Raw genomic sequence first — 16,417 nt, 5'->3', positions numbered from 1 at the left:
TATTGTCGTAGCTTAGGGGCTTCCTGAGTTGGCGGCAGGGCATCCACCTGTCATCCTGATCGTTTTAGGAGCGGTTACTACATGGCTCACACTGTCAAAATTTACGATACCTGCATTGGCTGCACCCAGTGTGTGCGGGCCTGCCCCACCGATGTGCTGGAAATGGTGCCTTGGGATGGTTGCAAAGCTGGCCAAATTGCCTCCTCCCCTCGCACGGAAGATTGCGTTGGCTGCAAACGCTGTGAAACGGCCTGCCCAACTGACTTTTTGAGTATTCGTGTCTATTTGGGTGCAGAAACCACCCGCAGCATGGGTCTAGCCTACTAGTCCCCTATTTTCGTGAAACTTTCGGCAAATTCTTGATTGGGCTTGAGGCAACATTCCTACGTCTCAAGTCTTTTATTTGTTTATTGGTTGTCCTTAGCACCAACCAACCCCTACTCACCTACAGCTCAGGGCTGGTCTTCGTTACTAAGGCGGCTTTGTAGGTCATCCACTGCTTCATTGATTTGGGCAATTTTAGCCTCTAGCTCTAGGCGCATCGCCTCCATCACAGGGTCATCATTCCCCTGCAGGGGAGTGGATCGCTGATCTTTAATCCGTGGCCTGTTGTCCGTGGCTGCGGCGGCAACTCTCTCCTTGAGTAGGAGCGTGACCAGAGAGCCAGTGATGCCGCCAAAGAAGGCGCCCACCAGAAACCCCCAGCCAAACCCATTGCCACGATTCTCCATAAGCCTCCGTTGCCCAATAAGACAGCTACCCCAACTGTAGCAGACGGCAACTCACTTCCCCATAGCTTGGGCACCCCTGCCCTCAGGCAAAAAATTTTTGAGGGGGGTGTTAAGTTTAGGGCAACGGATGGGTACGTTAACCGTAGAGACAAGATTGTTGAAGGAAGGAGTCTCAAAACGATGAAAACCGAACTAAAAGCAAAATTCCTCCAGCACCTGCTGGCCAAGAAAAAAGAGAATGAAGGCTTCACCCTCATTGAGCTACTGGTGGTGGTCATCATCATCGGTATTCTGGCTGCCATTGCTCTGCCCTCCATGCTTAACCAAGCGGCTAAGGCCCGCCTCTCCAGCGCTAAGAGTGCGATTGGTGCCATCAACCGTGCTCAACAAGCCTACCGTCTGGAGAACACACAATTCGCTCCTAATGTAACCACTTTGAAACTCGGGGTCTCAACACCTGATGGGTATACTACACCTGCCATTACCGCTAACGGAGGGAATGATGCTTATGTTCAAACAAGTGCTGATGATCCCCAAGGGACAGGAGTGACAGGTTGCGTAACAGTTGCCAATGGTATTACAACCTCCACAGTCATAACTGGCAATAGTGCAACTGCTCCTAACTGTTCTTAAGACCTTAGGAATTAACAGAGAACAAAGTTAATTCCATTTAATCATATCAAAGAGAAGCCAAGATTCATTACTCTTGGCTTTTTTATTGGAAAATGAGTTCTGTAGGCAACCATTGCCTCTAACTACCCACCTCGGTCCCATGCGTATTCTCTTCATTGATCCGATTGGTTGGCAGTACACACTCAATACCCCCTATGAAACCCCACTGGGGGGTTCACAGTCAGCACTCTGTTATCTCGCAGATCAGTTACAACAGCGCGGGCATGAGGTGTGGCTTTTTAACAAAACACAACAGATTGAATGTGTCCGCCATGTTCCTCATCTACCGCTGGCTTGGCTCACGGTGTCATTCCTAGAGCAGCTCCAACCCCATGTGGCCATTATTTTGAGTAGTACAGCCGGGGCTGACCTTCTCCGCTCTGTGTTGCCCCCCCAAACGCCCCTCCTACTCTGGGCGCACCATGCCACTAATCAACCTGACGTTGAATCTTTGCAGTCTCCTGAACATCAAAAGATCTATCAACGGATTGTTTTAGTGAGTCAGTGGCAGCAGCAGCAATACCTTGAAGCCTTCAAAATTCCTCCTGCCAAAACCGCTGTACTGCGTAATGCCATTGCCCCTTGCTTTGAAAACCTTTTTGATGCCACAGAATCTATCCTCAAGGCAAAGGCGCAACCCTTGACCTTGGCCTATACCAGTACCCCCTTTCGGGGCTTAAACTTGCTCCTCGACCTCATGCCCGCCCTACAAGTGAGCCATCCCTCCGTCCGTCTCAACGTCTATTCCAGTATGAAGGTCTATCAAGCCAGCGAGGCTGAGGATCAACAGGAGTATGGCGACCTTTACCAACGTTGCCATGATTTGGCCAATGTCAACTATGTGGGTTCCCTGCCGCAACCTCAACTGGCTCAAGCCCTCAAATCCACAGCCATTTGGGCCTACACCAATATATTTCCGGAAACCTCCTGTATTGCCGCCATGGAAGCCATGGCCAGTGGCTGCTACCTGATCACCAGTGAACTCGGTGCCCTTCCTGAAACAACTGCCGGTTTTGCCGACTTGATTCCCATTCCCCAGGAGAATTATCTGGCCGACTATAGCCACCTGCTCAATCGGGCAATTCAACGGTTTAATGACCCTCAAGCCCATGCCACCCTCGAGGCGCATCTCCGCGCTCAAGTGGACTACATCAATCGCCACTGCACATGGTCAGTTCGCGCCCGCGAATGGGAAGCCTTCCTAGAGAGCGTCTTAACAGAGTCCGTACCAATGCTGGACACCTGGCAGCAAAGACTACGCTATTACCTTGAACAGCAACGATATGAGGATGTACTAGCTGCCTGCGAGACCCTGAGTAAGCAGTTTCCTGGGGAGCATGGCTGGGTGGCCTATCAGGGCGCCAGCTACCTTTTCCAAAGCCAAGAGTCAGAAGCGCAACTGCTGTGGTCAGTGTATCTCAGTGAGTTTACTGAAGAAGAGCAAGCAGAGATAACTGCAACATGGGCACCGATCCTATTGCAGCTGGCAAATTTGCCCCGCAATACCTTAGAACTGCGATTTGCTCTTACAAGCTACGCCTACGAATTTACCCCCAATTTCAGGGTAGGGTTGAAATTACTGAACCTCTCCCTTCAGTTAGGATTAGGTACACAGGAAATTACGCAATTGTTACATCAACTCACTGCTTTGTTGCCACCAAATGAAGGCTTAGAGGAAATAAACCCTGACGATGTTGTCAATACAGTGCAACACTTGGTGGATTACAATAGTGAGGTAGAGGGGTTACCTGAGTTTATCAAAGCGCTAGGCCAATATCCATCCATACAACCATCTCTAGAGAGGGTCGTCTTTGAACTGCTCAACAAGGATCCCACACGACTAGCTGCCACATTAGCTGAACCTTTGCTCAAAATAGCTAGAGAAGAATGGGGGCTGTATGAATTTCTTTCCCGTGCCTGTGCTCAAAGTAAGTTGCATGAGTTAGCACTTGAGTGTGCGAATAGACTTTTTGACTATTCACTCAATCCTTTGGGCGAAGACGTGGGTCTGATGGCTAAACTGCATGTAATGCAGACGTTTAAGTATAACCTCAACTATTCTGAAGAGGCGATCGCTCTTTGTGAGAGATGGTTCAAGAATGCCGATCGCTGTAATCAGTTTCTTGCTGAAAATATTAACAATCAACAAATTGATTTTGGTAGCGTATTTTATGCTAACGGTTCCTACTTTCATCTAACGCATCAGTTTGATGCTCCTGCAATTATCAAACCAATCTATAATAAACGCAACCAAATATTCTATGATAATGCCCACTCCTTTCTGCCCGTTCAGAAGAGATATAGAAATTGCCAGCAAGCCATCAATACTGCCACAGAAAATCACTCTACACAAAAAATTAAAGTAGGATTTATTGGTAGTTGTTTTCATGAACATCCTGCTGGTCATCAAGTGCGTTCCTTTATTCGCTTTTACGATCGCCAGCAGTTTGAATTTTATGCTTATAATCCATGGTTTGATGCCAGTAAGCAGGATAAACTTTCCGATTGGTTCCAGGCAAGCTTTGATCACTTCCGCCACTGTGGAAAAAATGCCACTGACATAGCTGAACAAATTTATGAAGATAAAATTGATCTTCTCATTGACTTAGATAGCTGTACGAGCGACATCACCTACCAAGTTCTCACACTTAAACCAGCACCCCTTCAGGCGACATGGATAGGCTTTGATGCCATTGGCTTGCCAGCAGTGGATTACTTTATTGTTGACCCCTACATTCTCCCTGAGGGGGCGCAGGCATGGTACACAGAAACGCTGTGGCGACTCCCTGAGTGCTATCTTTCCCTCGATGGCTATGAGGTTGCCAATAAAACTGGCATTCGCGATCAATTAGGACTGAGTGCTGAGGCAGTGGTCTTTCTGTGTGCCCAGCGCACGAGTAAAATTCAACCAGAAATACTGAAGCTGCAATTTGCCATTGTTGAGGCTGTTCCCAATGCGGTGTTGGTGGTCAAATATCACCGTGGTAGCCCCATCTTTGAGGAGTGGTGCCGTAGTGTTGCTGAAGTGGAGGGGTTTGATTTAGATAAACTCTATTTCTTAACGCCGAACTTACCAGAGATTCACCGCGCCAATCTCTATGATGTGGATGTGGTGCTAGATACCTACCCCTATGCAGGGGGGGCAATGAGCCTTGAGGCCCTCTGGTTGGAGGTGCCGATTGTGACTAAGGTGGGGCAGCAGTTCGTGGCAAGGCATACCTATACGTTCCTGAAAAATGTCGGCGTTGAGGAAGGAATTGCCTTCAATGATGAGGAGTATGTGCATTGGGGAATTCGTTTCGGCACCGAACCAGAGCTGCGGCGGCAAGTCAGTTGGAAGCTGCGCCAAGCCAAACGCCACGCTCCCCTGTGGAATCCCCACCGCTTTAGCCGCCAGATGGAGCAAGCCCTAAGGGCGATGGTCAATCGGTATCGGACAGGGGAGTGGGTTGTGCCTGCGGGCCATCGAGTCGGAGAATAGAGCCAGTCATCGAGTTTGCTTAATTTTCTCCATAGGGTTCAATGTCTATAAGTATTTCAGATACCTTAGGGGCCTCAAATTACGAAAACGATACAAAAAGGGACTTGAATGGGCCCATCAAGGCTGAGGTTTTCCCCTAGTATCTAAATTGGAGCGTGATGGCTCCCTGCCTTTTCCATACATGAGAGGACAAGATTCATGGCAACCTACAAAGTAACGCTAGTGCGTCCTGATGGAAGCGAAACAACAATTGACGTGCCCGAAGATGAGTACATTCTGGATGTGGCCGAAGAGCAAGGCCTAGACTTGCCCTTCTCCTGCCGTGCTGGTGCTTGCTCCACCTGTGCCGGTAAGCTCCTGGAAGGAGAAGTGGATCAGTCGGATCAGTCCTTCTTGGATGATGACCAAATTGAGAAGGGCTTTGTGCTTACCTGTGTAGCCTATCCCCGTTCTGACTGCAAAATCCTCACCAACCAAGAGGAAGAGCTTTACTAAGGCGATTTTGTACAATTTATATTGTTGGGGCGATTGTTGTGGGGCATCGCCCCTTTATTTTGGGGCTGGAGTCCTTAAGATGGAAGTAGTAATTGGTGCCCGCTGATGATTTCCGACTTGCCCCCCACTGGTGATTTGATGATTCGTCCCTTGGCCTATCGGGATGTGGAGGTGGTGGAACAGTGGCTGCGCCATCAAGGGGTGCATGATCAACCCTTTGGTCTACCGTCCTTGGCGGGTGGGCCGATGACCTCACCGCTGCATTTACTGCAGTGGCTAATGGGGATGAGCAAGCAGCGCATTTATGTTGCGGAGCGGGACAACCAAGTCCTAGGTGTTGTGCAGGTGGCTCCCTTTAATGAAAGTCGCACCACATGGCAGGTGCAGCAATTGTCTGCCCAAGAGTTTACGGAGGTGGGGACACAACTCCTGCGCCACTGTTTTAGTACTCTTGTCGAAGCCCGTACGTGGATAGTGGAAATCAATATTGACTACCGCGAGGCACTAGACCTGTATCGCCAAAATGGCTTTCAACCCTTGGCACATCTCACCTACTGGCAGATTTCAGCGGAACAGTTGGCAGAACTGGCACAGGGCACGCCTTGCTTGCCTAATTTGCTAAAGGTCACCAATGCGGATGCCCGGTTGCTCCATGAGTTGGATACAATGTCGATGCCAGCACTGGTGCGCCAAGTCTTTAATCGTCACTATCGGGATTTTCAAACGGGTCTTTTGGATTGGCTACACCACGGTTGGGCCAGTTGGTCGCAACGGGTGCAAGTGCATCGGGCTTACGTGTTTGAACCGCAGCGAAAGGTGGCGATCGCCGCCTACACCCTCCATGCCACTCAAGATGGACACACGCCCCACTGGCTAGACTTAACGGTGCATCCTGCCTATACAAATCTGTATCCGGGGGTACTGACCCATATTGCTCGCTTGGTGCAGGCCTATCCCGCCGTACCGCTCCTGCTGTCTTCGACGGATTACCAAGGGGAGCGAGAAGCTTACCTCGAAAGCTGGGCTGAGCCTATTCGTCGCAGTTTGATCATGTCGCGCTCGGTGTGGCACAAAGTCCGAGAGGTGCGATCGCCCCTGCCGGAGGGTCTGACCTTATCAGAAGTGCTCCAAGGGCTGCAAACCCATCGCCGCCCTCAACCTGGTCAGATGCATACCAAAGAGGGAGCACGGGCCTACTACCATAAACATTCCTCCGAAAACGCGTCGCCCCCAGAAGCCCAATCCTAATAGCCCAATCCTAATCTTGGGGGAGGGAAATTTCTGAGGTTTCAGTATAACTTTGGAGGGCTTGCAGAAGGCGTTGGATGGCGGTTTCCTTGTCAAGGGCCAGCCGTTCAGGCTCGGCAGCAGCCATACGCTGGGTGAGCTGCGGTATACTTTCGAGGGGTTGACCGTAGGTGTTGCCCTTGAGGTTGAGCGGTGGACTTTGGGGCAGCGGATTGAGAAAGCTAATTTGCTCGGGCAAGTAGAAGATAGGTTGCAGTTGCTCTAGGGGGAAGGTGCCATAGCCTTGAGCATCCGCTGGATGGTGTTGCCAGTAGTCCAGGAGGGTCTGGCGATCGCAAAATCCCAGCATCTGGGCCTGCCGGCGATCGCGATCCAAACCCACTGCAACGGCAATATCCGCGTTAATCCCCTCCAAAAATGTGAGGCAATGAATTCGCAGGGACTTTCCAGGCTCGACAGGATAGATAGATAGCTGCACCCCTTCTAAATTGAGATCCGCAATGTCCACAAGGTCAAGAACCTCTGGCCGCTCACACCAAGTCGTACTCAAGGTTAGATCATCAGGCAGATCCTCAGGATCATCCTGCTTGCTGGGAACACCCTCGTTTTCCCACCAGTCTATGAATGAATAAAGGGCAACCAAATAGGGCAGAACTTGCTGTTGCCGACTGGGACGACATCCCTGAAGCACCGCATGGGCGGCAGCCAATGACAGGGAACGAATCGGAACAGTCGGTGCCAAAAAGGAAGTCATAGCCGTCGTCATCCAAACGAAGTACGAAAAAGCGAGGCTGCCTAGGGAAGATAGTAAATGTCGTTACGCTCGCACCACTGGGCAAGCTTGGCTTCTATTTGCTCATCAATTTGTTTTGCACTGCAGAGACCACGGGCATAGTCAGGGTGAATTTCACGGCGGGCTTGCCGTCGTTGGTGGGGGCTGGGAATGGATTGGGTTTCATACCATCGCCTCATCCATTGCGGAATCTGGGGATCTTGAAAGAACTTACGGTAGAGCCACAGACGATATTCACGACCGAGGCAGCGAGAAATCGTGGGCTGGCTGACAAAGAGTTCACGGGCAATTTCCGCTTGGGTACGGCGACGCTCACACCAATCCCTGACCCATGTCGGCGTCTGCGGATCATTGAGAAACTCCACCATACACTCCACCCCTTGACCGTTGTTGGTTGGCAGGGTGCGGGTATCGGGATAGTTGTCAATCCACTCTTGGTTGCTGTCGGTGGAGCAAATGTTGAGGGAGCGGGTGGACTGAACATACCGTCCGAGAATCCGTCGCACCTGCTGATGAATCTCCCGCGTATATTCAATTGTCCAGCCCAAAAGTTGGGCAATGTGCTGGCGCAAACGAGTCGTTGAAGCGCGGATGCGAGGATCCGTAATCTCCGTTTGCACAATTGTAATCAACTGAGCGCAGGCGTTGGGATCAATCTCCCGCTGCACCTCAGGGGGCGCTGCTTGATAACGATCTTGAAAGACGTGCAGGGCACGGTTGTCATAGAAGAGCAGTTCATCCGCCTCGCGCTTGAGGAGTTTGCGTTTTTCATCCGCGAGTTTATTGCTGATGACCGTGCGCACCCATGCTTCAAAGGTGGGACGACCGTGGCCAGTGGCACTAAAGGGCTTGAGGGGATCAAAGGATTTCATTGCTTCCCAAAGCCAGCCCGTGAGGTTGCTTTGGCATAATTCGGGATCAGGGCTACCCAGACACACTGTACGCAGCAGATCGCGGTACTCGTGACGAAACTGGGGGGATAGGAGAACCGTTGCGCCGAGTTCTTGGCGTAGGCACTGAATAAAAAAGGCAAGGAAACACTCGGCCTCTGTGAGTTTGGGCACTGGATGACGGTTGGCTAGGAGAGGGCGACTAAAGGCAAGCACCAGTTGCTTGAGGGACTGGTTGTACTGAGCACGATTGAGGCGATCGTACTCATCTTGAATCACAGTGCTGGGAATTTGCAGTAACCGTAGCACTGTTTTTTGCACAGCCTGCTGTTGCAGTTGATCGCGGCTGAGGTGCTCGAGGCAGCGCGGAAAGAGGCGAAAATAGGCTTCCACTAGACGTTGGAGATATCCCCCCCGCTGGCTGAGATGGGGATCAATATTGCGCTCGAGGATAGCTCGCAGGGCTTGAGAGAGGGGCTTCATCACAGCGGCCGATCGCTCCCCGGCCAAATAGCGAGACCGCGCTGCCTGCAATAACTGCGGCAGTTGTGCCACCTCCAGATCAGGACTGCGGGTCAAGGGACTCATCCGAAATCGGCAACATGAAATAGTTACTGAACATAGTAGCGGTTTTTGCCAAGACCCTTGGGGAAATCCTCAGCCTCCCTTAAGAGAGCTCTTCTTCACGGGAGAGGGGAGTTTTCATCTCCTCAGGAATCATAGTTCCCAGTGGGGAGGGTAAGCGGGCGATCGCCTGCTGGACAAAGGAGCGAATAAATTCATCGCGGCGATTGAGTTGAAACTGCCGTTGCACCACTTCACCCATGCCCCCATCGCCCCAGTCTTGATTGTGGCGAAAATACTCAATAAAACTTTTACCCGCAATGCGAGTGAGGTAGGCGGCTGTAATTCCTTGAACTGCTTTGCCAACCACCAGCCCCCCGCCACTTAACTGTAGGGCTGTCCCCACCAGATTCATTGCACCTTTGACAATGCCAAGACTAGCAAGGGTTTTGCCCAAGGAAAGGGCTAATTCGCGGGCGCGATCGCGATTCAATTCACAGCCATAGACCTTGCCAATTTCCATCACCATTTGCGCATTCACAGCCGCAGCGGCCAGCAGATCTACCCCGGGAATCGGCGTGACACAGACGACACCTGCACTAATCCACTGGTAGCGCTCCACCACCTTATCCGCTTGGCGGCGCCGTTGCTGATCAATGATTTTGCGGGCTTGCTCCCCTAGGCGTTGAGACTGCAAGAGGATATTGTCTGCCACAAGATCATCCCCTTCCTCGCGGAGAATGGCACTCATCCGCCGAATCAGTGGCCAAATATGGGGTTCGGGTTCTAACCACTCTCCTGTATCAAGGGGAACCGGTTGGGGACGGGCGGCAATGCCCACCACATCTTGGGGCGGAATCAACCCCTTAACCCGCTGCCGCAGATGGCGGAGCAGAGCCAGTTGATCAGCCTCGGAGCGCAAGTCAATTTTATTGAGGACTAACAGCGATCGCTTGCCCATTTCCACCAAGTTGACCAAGGGGGTATATTCCGACTGCCGCAGGTCATCATCCAGAACAAACAGCAGTAAATCTGCCTCTGCGGCCAGTTGTCGAGCCCGTTGCTCGCGGTAGGTGCCAGCGACCCCTGCTTCCAAGATACCGGGGGTATCGGTAATGAGAATTTCCCGCTCTGCATGGGGAAGCCAAAACCGATAGGTTCGCCCGACTTCCGTAGTGCCCATCGTAGGTGCCACTTCCCCCACCATCTCCCCCAGCAAGGCATTGACCAGGGAGGTTTTACCGGCTGAACCAGTACCAAAAACAACAATGCGCAATTCGTGGCGAGAAAAATCCTCCTCTAGCTCCCGTGCCCGTGCCAAGAGGGCTTGCCGTGCCACCTCATCTTCAATTTGACTCAGTTGCTGTCGTAGGGCTTTGAGGTTTTCAGCGGCAGCCTCCGTTTTATCAAGGGGGGCTTGGGGTACAGCGGTGGCAGCCTTGTGCTTGCCCTTGCCTTCAAGTAGATATAGATAGCGAAAGAAAGTGTAGAGCAGCCCCCCCAATAGGCCAATGAAAATCAACACCAAGAGATTGGCCAAAAAGGGCGCCGTAAAAGCCACCTGCACATAGAGCCACGTCAATGCCGAGATCAGCCAGAGAATGAGCACCAAAATGGCGCTGCACCCCAAGAGGGGCCACAACCAACGTCTGGGGGTCATGGCAGGTATTTCATCAGAGGTTGCAAGAGGGGCAATTTCAGCGATCGCCCCCGCCATAGGCGCACCATTAGCCCTAAGTTCACCAGAAAGTAGGCGGATCCCCAGAGACTATTCAGAAACAGCAGCAGACCATGAGGGAGAGACTGGGCTTCACTGACACTGGCAGCCCCATTCAGCAGACCATAGCCCAACAGCCACATAAGACCGATCAGAAGGGCAAGGCGACTCACTTGGCGAGTCTGGCGATCGCTCCCTCGGCGACTTAATTGCCACAGGGCCGGAACCATGCCAAAAATGGGCAGCAAATAGACAAAGAACCACAATCGCTGCAATGTCGGGTTAGTAAAGGCTTCCCGATCCACGGGGTCGAGCGGTTCCATCCAATACTCCGCTATGCCTACTGTTATTTACTCTAGAAAAGATTGAGGCTTAGCTTCCTTGATTCCTAATATATCGTCGATTGCAAAACTTCCCCAGGGATGTTGAGCCATCTTTAGCCGTAATCTTTAGGCATAGATGATCAACTCCATTGCTACACTGAAGATTGGCTTGTTTGCGGCAGTGCCTGCGATCGCCAGTGTTGTATTGTTACTCGATTGTGATTGGGGAAGCTGCGTTTATGTCAGTGATTCAGGAGCTACACCGTCAACTCGTTCGCAAAGAACGCTCCGCCACTGAAATCACCCAGGCTTATCTGGATCGCATTGCCCAGGTGGAGCCAACGCTCCATAGCTTTTTGACGGTAACCCGCGATCGCGCCCTTGCCCAAGCGGCTGAGGTGGATAAACGCCTTGCCGCGGGTGAAGAGATAGGATTACTCACAGGGATTCCCTTGGCCATTAAGGATAACCTTTGCACCTACGGTGTGCGCACCACCTGTGCGTCTAAGATGCTGGAGCACTTTGTCCCCCCCTACGAATCCACCGTGACCGAAAAATTGCAGGCCGCTGGCGCAATTATGGTGGGCAAAACCAATCTGGATGAATTTGCTATGGGCAGCTCCACCGAAAATTCTGCCTTTGGTTTCACGGCCAATCCTTGGAATCCAGAGCGGGTCTCTGGGGGATCCTCTGGGGGATCTGCTGCTGCCGTTGCTGCCAGAGAATGTGCTGCGGCCCTCGGTTCCGATACGGGGGGGTCGATTCGTCAACCCGCTGCCTTCTGTGGCGTGGTGGGTCTTAAACCCACCTATGGTTTGGTGTCTCGCTATGGTCTTGTTGCCTATGCCTCCTCCTTAGATCAAATTGGACCTTTGGCACCGACTGTTACCGATGCTGCGATTCTTTTGGGGGCGATCGCGGGCCATGATCCCAAGGATGCCACCAGTCTCAGGGTGCCGATTCCTGACTACACCCAAGCCCTCAAACCGGACCTCAAAGGCATGCGCATTGGCCTGATTCAAGAAACCGTGGGTGAAGGTGTACAACCGGAGGTGAAATCGGCCCTTGAAGCCGCCCTAAAAACTCTGGAGGCATTGGGGGCAACCCTTGTTGAACTCTCCTGTCCACGCTTTGCCTACGGTCTGCCCACCTACTACATCATTGCCCCCTCCGAAGCCTCCGCCAACTTAGCCCGCTACGATGGCGTGAACTTTGGTTTTCGGGCTGAAGGTGCCAGTGATCTGCTTGAGATGTACATGAAAACCCGCGCCCAAGGCTTTGGGGCTGAAGTCAAACGGCGGATCATGATTGGCACCTATGCCCTTTCCGCTGGCTACTACGATGCCTACTACCTACGGGCACAAAAAGTACGCACCCTGATCAAAGAAGACTTTGCCCGTGCCTTTGAACAGGTGGATGTTTTAATCTGCCCCACCGCCCCCACCACTGCCTTTAAGGCGGGGGAGAAAACCGCTGATCCCCTGAGTATGTATCTATCAGACCTGATGACCATCCCTGTGAACCTTGCCGGCTTGCCGGGATTGAGCGTACCCTGTGGCTTTGATAGCAATGGACTACCCATTGGCCTGCAATTGATTGGCAACGTTCTGCAGGAAGCAACCCTATTCCACGTTGCCTATGCCTATGAACAGACCACCCCTTGGCACCAACAGCAGCCGCAGCTTTAGACCCTAACGGAAACGGCCACTGACGTCATCCATCGTGGCTTGCTCTTTGGGGTGATTGAAGACAACGCTGCTGTCATCATACTCAACAAGGTAGCCCACCCGGTTGCCCCCTTCTGTGGCCTCAGTATTCAAAAACGCAGTGCGATCGCTCATCCGAGCCGCCAGTTGCATATTGTGGATCACGATAAAAATTGTGTAGTCGGGTAGCGGGGGGCATTACTGACCCCTAGCCTCCTAAGAACCGGACGTGCAAGTTGCCCAGCATCCGGCTCAAGCCTCTCAAAGCCCCTCTTTCAAGAGGAACCGGCTGTGCTGACCATCTCGGCTGTGCACCTGTTTGTGGCAGTTAGTGTGGATTAGGACAAGATTGTCCAGGTCGTCAGTACCACCCTTGTGTTTGGGCAGTATGTGGTGGATTTCGGTGAGCATGTCTTGCTCAATTTCTCCCCCACATACTGGACAGATGCCGCCTTGTTTCTTCCACAATTCCCGACGGGTGCGCCGGTATTGGGCAGGGGCCTCTTTGAGTTTCTTGCGCTGCTCAAAGTATTCTGCCCATTCTGGGAGAAACGGGTTGGCGTCTGCCTTGATTTTACCGCGACGTTGGATTCGGATTTCCGAGGCTTTGATTAAATGCTTGGCCCACGGGTCTCCGTTTTTGTCTTTCGTCCATATTCCGAACATCCATTTTCTGTTCCCGATTTGGATGAAGTACTTACTCTTCACCCATCGGACAGATTTGCTTGGGTGTCGGCGCCTTGCCCATCGCCATAATTTTTGCCATATGAGGTGGTCCACTCCGACGAAGGTTTCTTTGGATGCCTGATTTTTGTGATAGTTAGTCCAACCTCTGATGATTGGGTTGAGTGTGTCTATCACAATCTCCTGGGGTGCTGTCCTAAGTTCTCTTAAGGTGTCTCGGATTTTCTTGAGGAACGCTTTAACGTTCTTCTTCGCAGGTTTGATGAGCAGTTTCCCATCATATTTGCGAATGTTCCATCCGAGAAAGTCAAACCCTTCTTCGATGTGAACGATTTTTGTCTTTTCCGGTGACAGGGTTAGGCCCCGTTCCTTGAGGAATTTCTGTATGATTGCTGCTGCAATGCACAGTGTTTCCCTTGATTCTCCGGTCACGACAAAGTCATCCGCGTATCGGATGAGGTTGACTTTATATTTCTTAAGGTACTTATGAAGTAGCCCTTCCATCCCATCCAGTGTCATGTTGGCAAGCATCGGGGAGATTACCCCTCCCTGAGGTGTTCCAGCATGGATGGGGAAGAGTTGCTGCTTCCAGACAAACCCAGATTTAAGCCATTTCCGTAGAATTCTTTTGTCTAGTGGAATGTTAGCTAGTAGCCACTCATGGCTGATGTTGTCAAAGCACCCAGCAATATCGGCGTCGAGAACGTATTGTGCACGGTCTGTTTTGGCTAGCGTGATGTGACACTGCGTCGCTGCATCGGCTATGCATCGTCCTCGCCGGAACCCATAGGAGTTCCGGTCTGCTGTGGTTTCCGCGACTGGTTCTAGATACTGTCGTCACGAGATTGATGCCCAAATGGCGATACAACGGATGTGCACAGCAGCAAGGAAAGAAGCCGTATTTTTGGCGTATCGCGTGGCAATACCTCGCCAACGCTTGAGATGCAAAAAAGCATTCTCAACCAGATGACGAAGCCGATACAACTGCTTGTCGCATTCACGTCGCTGTCTGCGATGTCTGCGCGAAGGGATGACAGGCTGCATCCCATGCTCTTTGGCTTGGGCGATGAGGGCATCACTGTCGTAGCCTTTGTCCGCCAACAGGTACTTTGCATCGATTCCTTCGATCAAGGTTGCAGCTTGGCGACAATCCGCAGTGGTACCTGCTGTGATAACCATTCGCAGCGGCATACCATGCGCATCCACGGCCAGATGTATCTTGGTATTGAGCCCCCTTTTGTACGCCCCATGTCTTGGTTGCCGCCTTTGGCGCCTGTGGCATGAGGGTGGACTTTGACATGAGTAGCATCGATGATCAACCATTCGTAATCGGGCTCGTCGATCAACTGCTCAAGGACCTTTTCCCACACGCCTTTGTCTCGCCAGCGGCAGAACCTTCGATGCACGTTCTTCCAATCTCCGTACTCCGGGGGTAAATCCCGCCAAGGGGCGCCGGTGCGCAGTATCCAGAACACCGCATTGATGAACTGCCGGTTGTCTTTCGCCACACCCCCCCAGCTCCCTCGGCGTCCAGGTAGATGCGGTTCCAACCGCTCCCAAACCCGGTCGGAAATATCGTGGCGACGGTAGTCAGGTGTCCTCATGGCACGGTCCTATGATAAAGTCCAGACACACGCTCAGTATCTCATAAACTCGTGACAGCACTATCTAGGGCTAGGGCATATAGTGCCTGCATTGCCCTGTCCTTCATTGTCGGGATTCCTAGCGGGCGCTGTTTGCCGTTTGCTTTCGGGATGTATACCCGCCTCAGGGGTTGGGGTTTATAGCCTCTTCTCCTGAGGGACTTTATGGCTTGGGTTTTCTGCTCTTGTGTGGACCAGGTTATCCCGTCCACACCAGGTGTTCTACTGCCTGAGTTGTCAGTTACCCGTTTCACGGCGAGGGCTTTGCCGTAGAACGAGTGGGTCAGGAGCCATTGCAAAGCTTTCACTTTGCCCCAGCGTCCTTCCTTCACAGCCTTTGCGATACGCACTTGCAGCCTCTTTACCTCACGGTTGGCTTTGGCCCAGTCTATGCTGTGCCAGCTTGTTTCCGTTTGGTTGGTGACCGCACCAGTGGTTTGATCCACTGCCATTTGTCTTGTCTCCATTCAAGAGGTTCTACAAGTTATCTCGCAAAGGGAGACCAGCAGGAAGTCTGCTCCCTTTCGGGCGGGGTGATGTTGGATTATTTCCTCAACCCCTATCCAGTCCATTACAGACCGGCGTTCGCTTTCTCCTGCATCCCATACCCGCACCCCCATCAGCATTCCTTACGGTTTGCCTGCCTTGGGTGTTCAAGGCGAGGATACGGGCTTACCGCGTTCCAACCAGATGACACGAGGGGTTAGGTGGTGACTGTACCCCGATAGATTGACGTCCCCGTACACCGACGAGCGGGCGATGTAGCCTATCCATTTGCCGTTTTGGCTCAGGCCTATCAGTGTCTTTGGCCTGTTGGTCTGTGACGAGGCTTCTGACATCACTTCGCATGTGCTCACCATACCCTCAAGCCTAGTTCCCTATCACCTGACACTGGTGAAGTTGCTTCCTCCTCACGGATTCGGCTTCAACCTTTCGGTTCGGGCTCCGTTGTCGGGAGGGCTTCATACCTGACCGTTACCAGTCACGCATGCCTCCCTAGGCTACGGTTGGGGGAACAACCGGTCCCGTTCTAGCTTGTTAGGCTAGTGGGACAATCATCTGGCTAGCTTTCGCGTCGCACTTGATTGCTAGGCAAAGTCAGCCCGGTGGCCACTGCATGGGTCGCCCCCCCAACAGGTGTAGGTGCAGGTGATAGACTGTTTGCCCACCGTCGGGACCATTGTTAATGACTACGCGATAGCCATTCGTTAGGCCCTCTGCCTCGGCAATACGTTTCGCTGTCAGCAGTAGGTGACCCAGCACGCGGTGATCTTCCGGTTCTGCCAAGCTCAATTGGGGAATCGGCTTTTTGGGGATCACCAGAATATGCACGGGGGCCTGAGGGTTGATGTCGCGAAAGGCCAGACACAGTTCATCCTCATGGACAATATCCGCAGGAATCTCGCGGCGAATGATCCGGCTAAAAATGGTTTCCGTGGTCATGTCTCACTCCTCATACAGGCCTGATAG

Annotated in this window: 14 protein-coding genes and 4 pseudogenes; 6 read left to right on the top strand and 12 right to left on the bottom strand. The window is 52.2% G+C overall.

The window, feature by feature from the left end:
- Positions 1 to 81 precede the first annotated feature (81 nt).
- Positions 82 to 327: a photosystem I iron-sulfur center protein PsaC gene (gene psaC / locus TLL_RS05115; protein WP_011056855.1), complete on the top strand. Its 246-nt coding sequence runs from the start codon at positions 82 to 84 to the stop codon at positions 325 to 327.
- A gap of 125 nt (positions 328 to 452) precedes the next feature.
- Here the strand turns inward: psaC and TLL_RS05110 are convergent, their stop codons facing one another.
- Entirely contained in the window at positions 453 to 731 is a 279-nt protein-coding gene (locus TLL_RS05110; RefSeq protein ID WP_011056854.1) for a hypothetical protein, read from the bottom strand.
- A gap of 180 nt (positions 732 to 911) precedes the next feature.
- On the opposite strand from TLL_RS05110, the gene TLL_RS05105 reads away from it, so the two are divergent.
- The 4 genes from TLL_RS05105 (at position 912) to TLL_RS05090 (ending at position 6,627) form a co-directional block, all read left to right on the top strand.
- Positions 912 to 1,364, top strand: coding sequence for a type IV pilin protein (locus tag TLL_RS05105; RefSeq protein ID WP_011056853.1), 453 nt, complete (start codon positions 912 to 914; stop codon positions 1,362 to 1,364).
- A gap of 139 nt (positions 1,365 to 1,503) precedes the next feature.
- Complete coding sequence (locus tag TLL_RS05100; RefSeq protein ID WP_011056852.1) at positions 1,504 to 4,884, top strand: glycosyltransferase; 3,381 nt, start codon at positions 1,504 to 1,506, stop codon at positions 4,882 to 4,884.
- Positions 4,885 to 5,082: 198 nt separating this feature from the next.
- Positions 5,083 to 5,379: a ferredoxin PetF1 gene (gene petF1, locus TLL_RS05095; protein WP_011056851.1), complete on the top strand. Its 297-nt coding sequence runs from the start codon at positions 5,083 to 5,085 to the stop codon at positions 5,377 to 5,379.
- Positions 5,380 to 5,484: 105 nt separating this feature from the next.
- On the top strand, positions 5,485 to 6,627 hold the full coding sequence (locus tag TLL_RS05090; protein ID WP_011056850.1) for a GNAT family N-acetyltransferase: 1,143 nt from the start codon (positions 5,485 to 5,487) through the stop codon (positions 6,625 to 6,627).
- 10 nt (positions 6,628 to 6,637) lie between these two features.
- Here the strand turns inward: TLL_RS05090 and TLL_RS05085 are convergent, their stop codons facing one another.
- The 4 genes from TLL_RS05085 to TLL_RS05070 all read right to left on the bottom strand — a co-directional run bounded on the left by TLL_RS05085 (position 6,638) and on the right by TLL_RS05070 (position 10,914).
- On the bottom strand, positions 6,638 to 7,381 hold the full coding sequence (locus TLL_RS05085; RefSeq protein WP_164920798.1) for a hypothetical protein: 744 nt from the start codon (positions 7,379 to 7,381) through the stop codon (positions 6,638 to 6,640).
- Between the two features lie 41 nt (positions 7,382 to 7,422).
- Entirely contained in the window at positions 7,423 to 8,898 is a 1,476-nt protein-coding gene (locus TLL_RS05080) for a hypothetical protein (RefSeq protein WP_011056848.1), read from the bottom strand.
- Between the two features lie 79 nt (positions 8,899 to 8,977).
- Positions 8,978 to 10,534, bottom strand: a complete 1,557-nt coding sequence (locus tag TLL_RS05075) for a DUF697 domain-containing protein (protein ID WP_011056847.1) — start codon at positions 10,532 to 10,534, stop codon at positions 8,978 to 8,980.
- The gene (locus tag TLL_RS05070) at positions 10,531 to 10,914 is read right to left on the bottom strand and encodes a hypothetical protein (RefSeq protein WP_011056846.1); all 384 of its coding nucleotides are present in this window, start codon (positions 10,912 to 10,914) and stop codon (positions 10,531 to 10,533) included. Before TLL_RS05070 ends, TLL_RS05075 begins: the two co-directional genes overlap by 4 nt.
- Positions 10,915 to 11,153: 239 nt before the next feature.
- On the opposite strand from TLL_RS05070, the gene gatA reads away from it, so the two are divergent.
- On the top strand, positions 11,154 to 12,602 hold the full coding sequence (gene gatA / locus TLL_RS05065) for an Asp-tRNA(Asn)/Glu-tRNA(Gln) amidotransferase subunit GatA (RefSeq protein WP_164920797.1): 1,449 nt from the start codon (positions 11,154 to 11,156) through the stop codon (positions 12,600 to 12,602).
- A 3-nt stretch (positions 12,603 to 12,605) separates the two neighbouring features.
- On the opposite strand, the pseudogene TLL_RS05060 reads toward gatA, so the two are convergent.
- The 7 genes and pseudogenes from TLL_RS05060 to TLL_RS05040 form a co-directional block, all read right to left on the bottom strand.
- Positions 12,606 to 12,800: pseudogene (locus tag TLL_RS05060) on the bottom strand (phosphate ABC transporter ATP-binding protein); the annotation flags it as partial.
- A gap of 81 nt (positions 12,801 to 12,881) precedes the next feature.
- Entirely contained in the window at positions 12,882 to 13,286 is a 405-nt protein-coding gene (locus TLL_RS13035) for an HNH endonuclease (protein ID WP_269441375.1), read from the bottom strand.
- Between the two features lie 36 nt (positions 13,287 to 13,322).
- A pseudogene (locus TLL_RS12890) lies at positions 13,323 to 14,123 on the bottom strand (reverse transcriptase domain-containing protein); the annotation flags it as partial.
- Between the two features lie 18 nt (positions 14,124 to 14,141).
- The gene (locus tag TLL_RS13030) at positions 14,142 to 14,627 is read right to left on the bottom strand and encodes an IS5 family transposase (protein ID WP_269441369.1); all 486 of its coding nucleotides are present in this window, start codon (positions 14,625 to 14,627) and stop codon (positions 14,142 to 14,144) included.
- 65 nt (positions 14,628 to 14,692) lie between these two features.
- Positions 14,693 to 14,908: pseudogene (locus TLL_RS13025) on the bottom strand (transposase); the annotation flags it as partial.
- A 62-nt stretch (positions 14,909 to 14,970) separates the two neighbouring features.
- Positions 14,971 to 15,399, bottom strand: a pseudogene (locus TLL_RS05045) (reverse transcriptase N-terminal domain-containing protein); the annotation flags it as partial.
- A 646-nt stretch (positions 15,400 to 16,045) separates the two neighbouring features.
- Complete coding sequence (locus tag TLL_RS05040; RefSeq protein WP_011056841.1) at positions 16,046 to 16,390, bottom strand: histidine triad nucleotide-binding protein; 345 nt, start codon at positions 16,388 to 16,390, stop codon at positions 16,046 to 16,048.
- Positions 16,391 to 16,417: the final 27 nt, after the last annotated feature.

The organism is Thermosynechococcus vestitus BP-1 (assembly GCF_000011345.1).
Classification (GTDB): Bacteria; Cyanobacteriota; Cyanobacteriia; order Thermosynechococcales; family Thermosynechococcaceae; genus Thermosynechococcus; species Thermosynechococcus vestitus.
The sequence above is the reverse complement of the archived record's forward strand: the minus strand, read 5'-3'. Positions and strand labels throughout refer to the sequence as shown.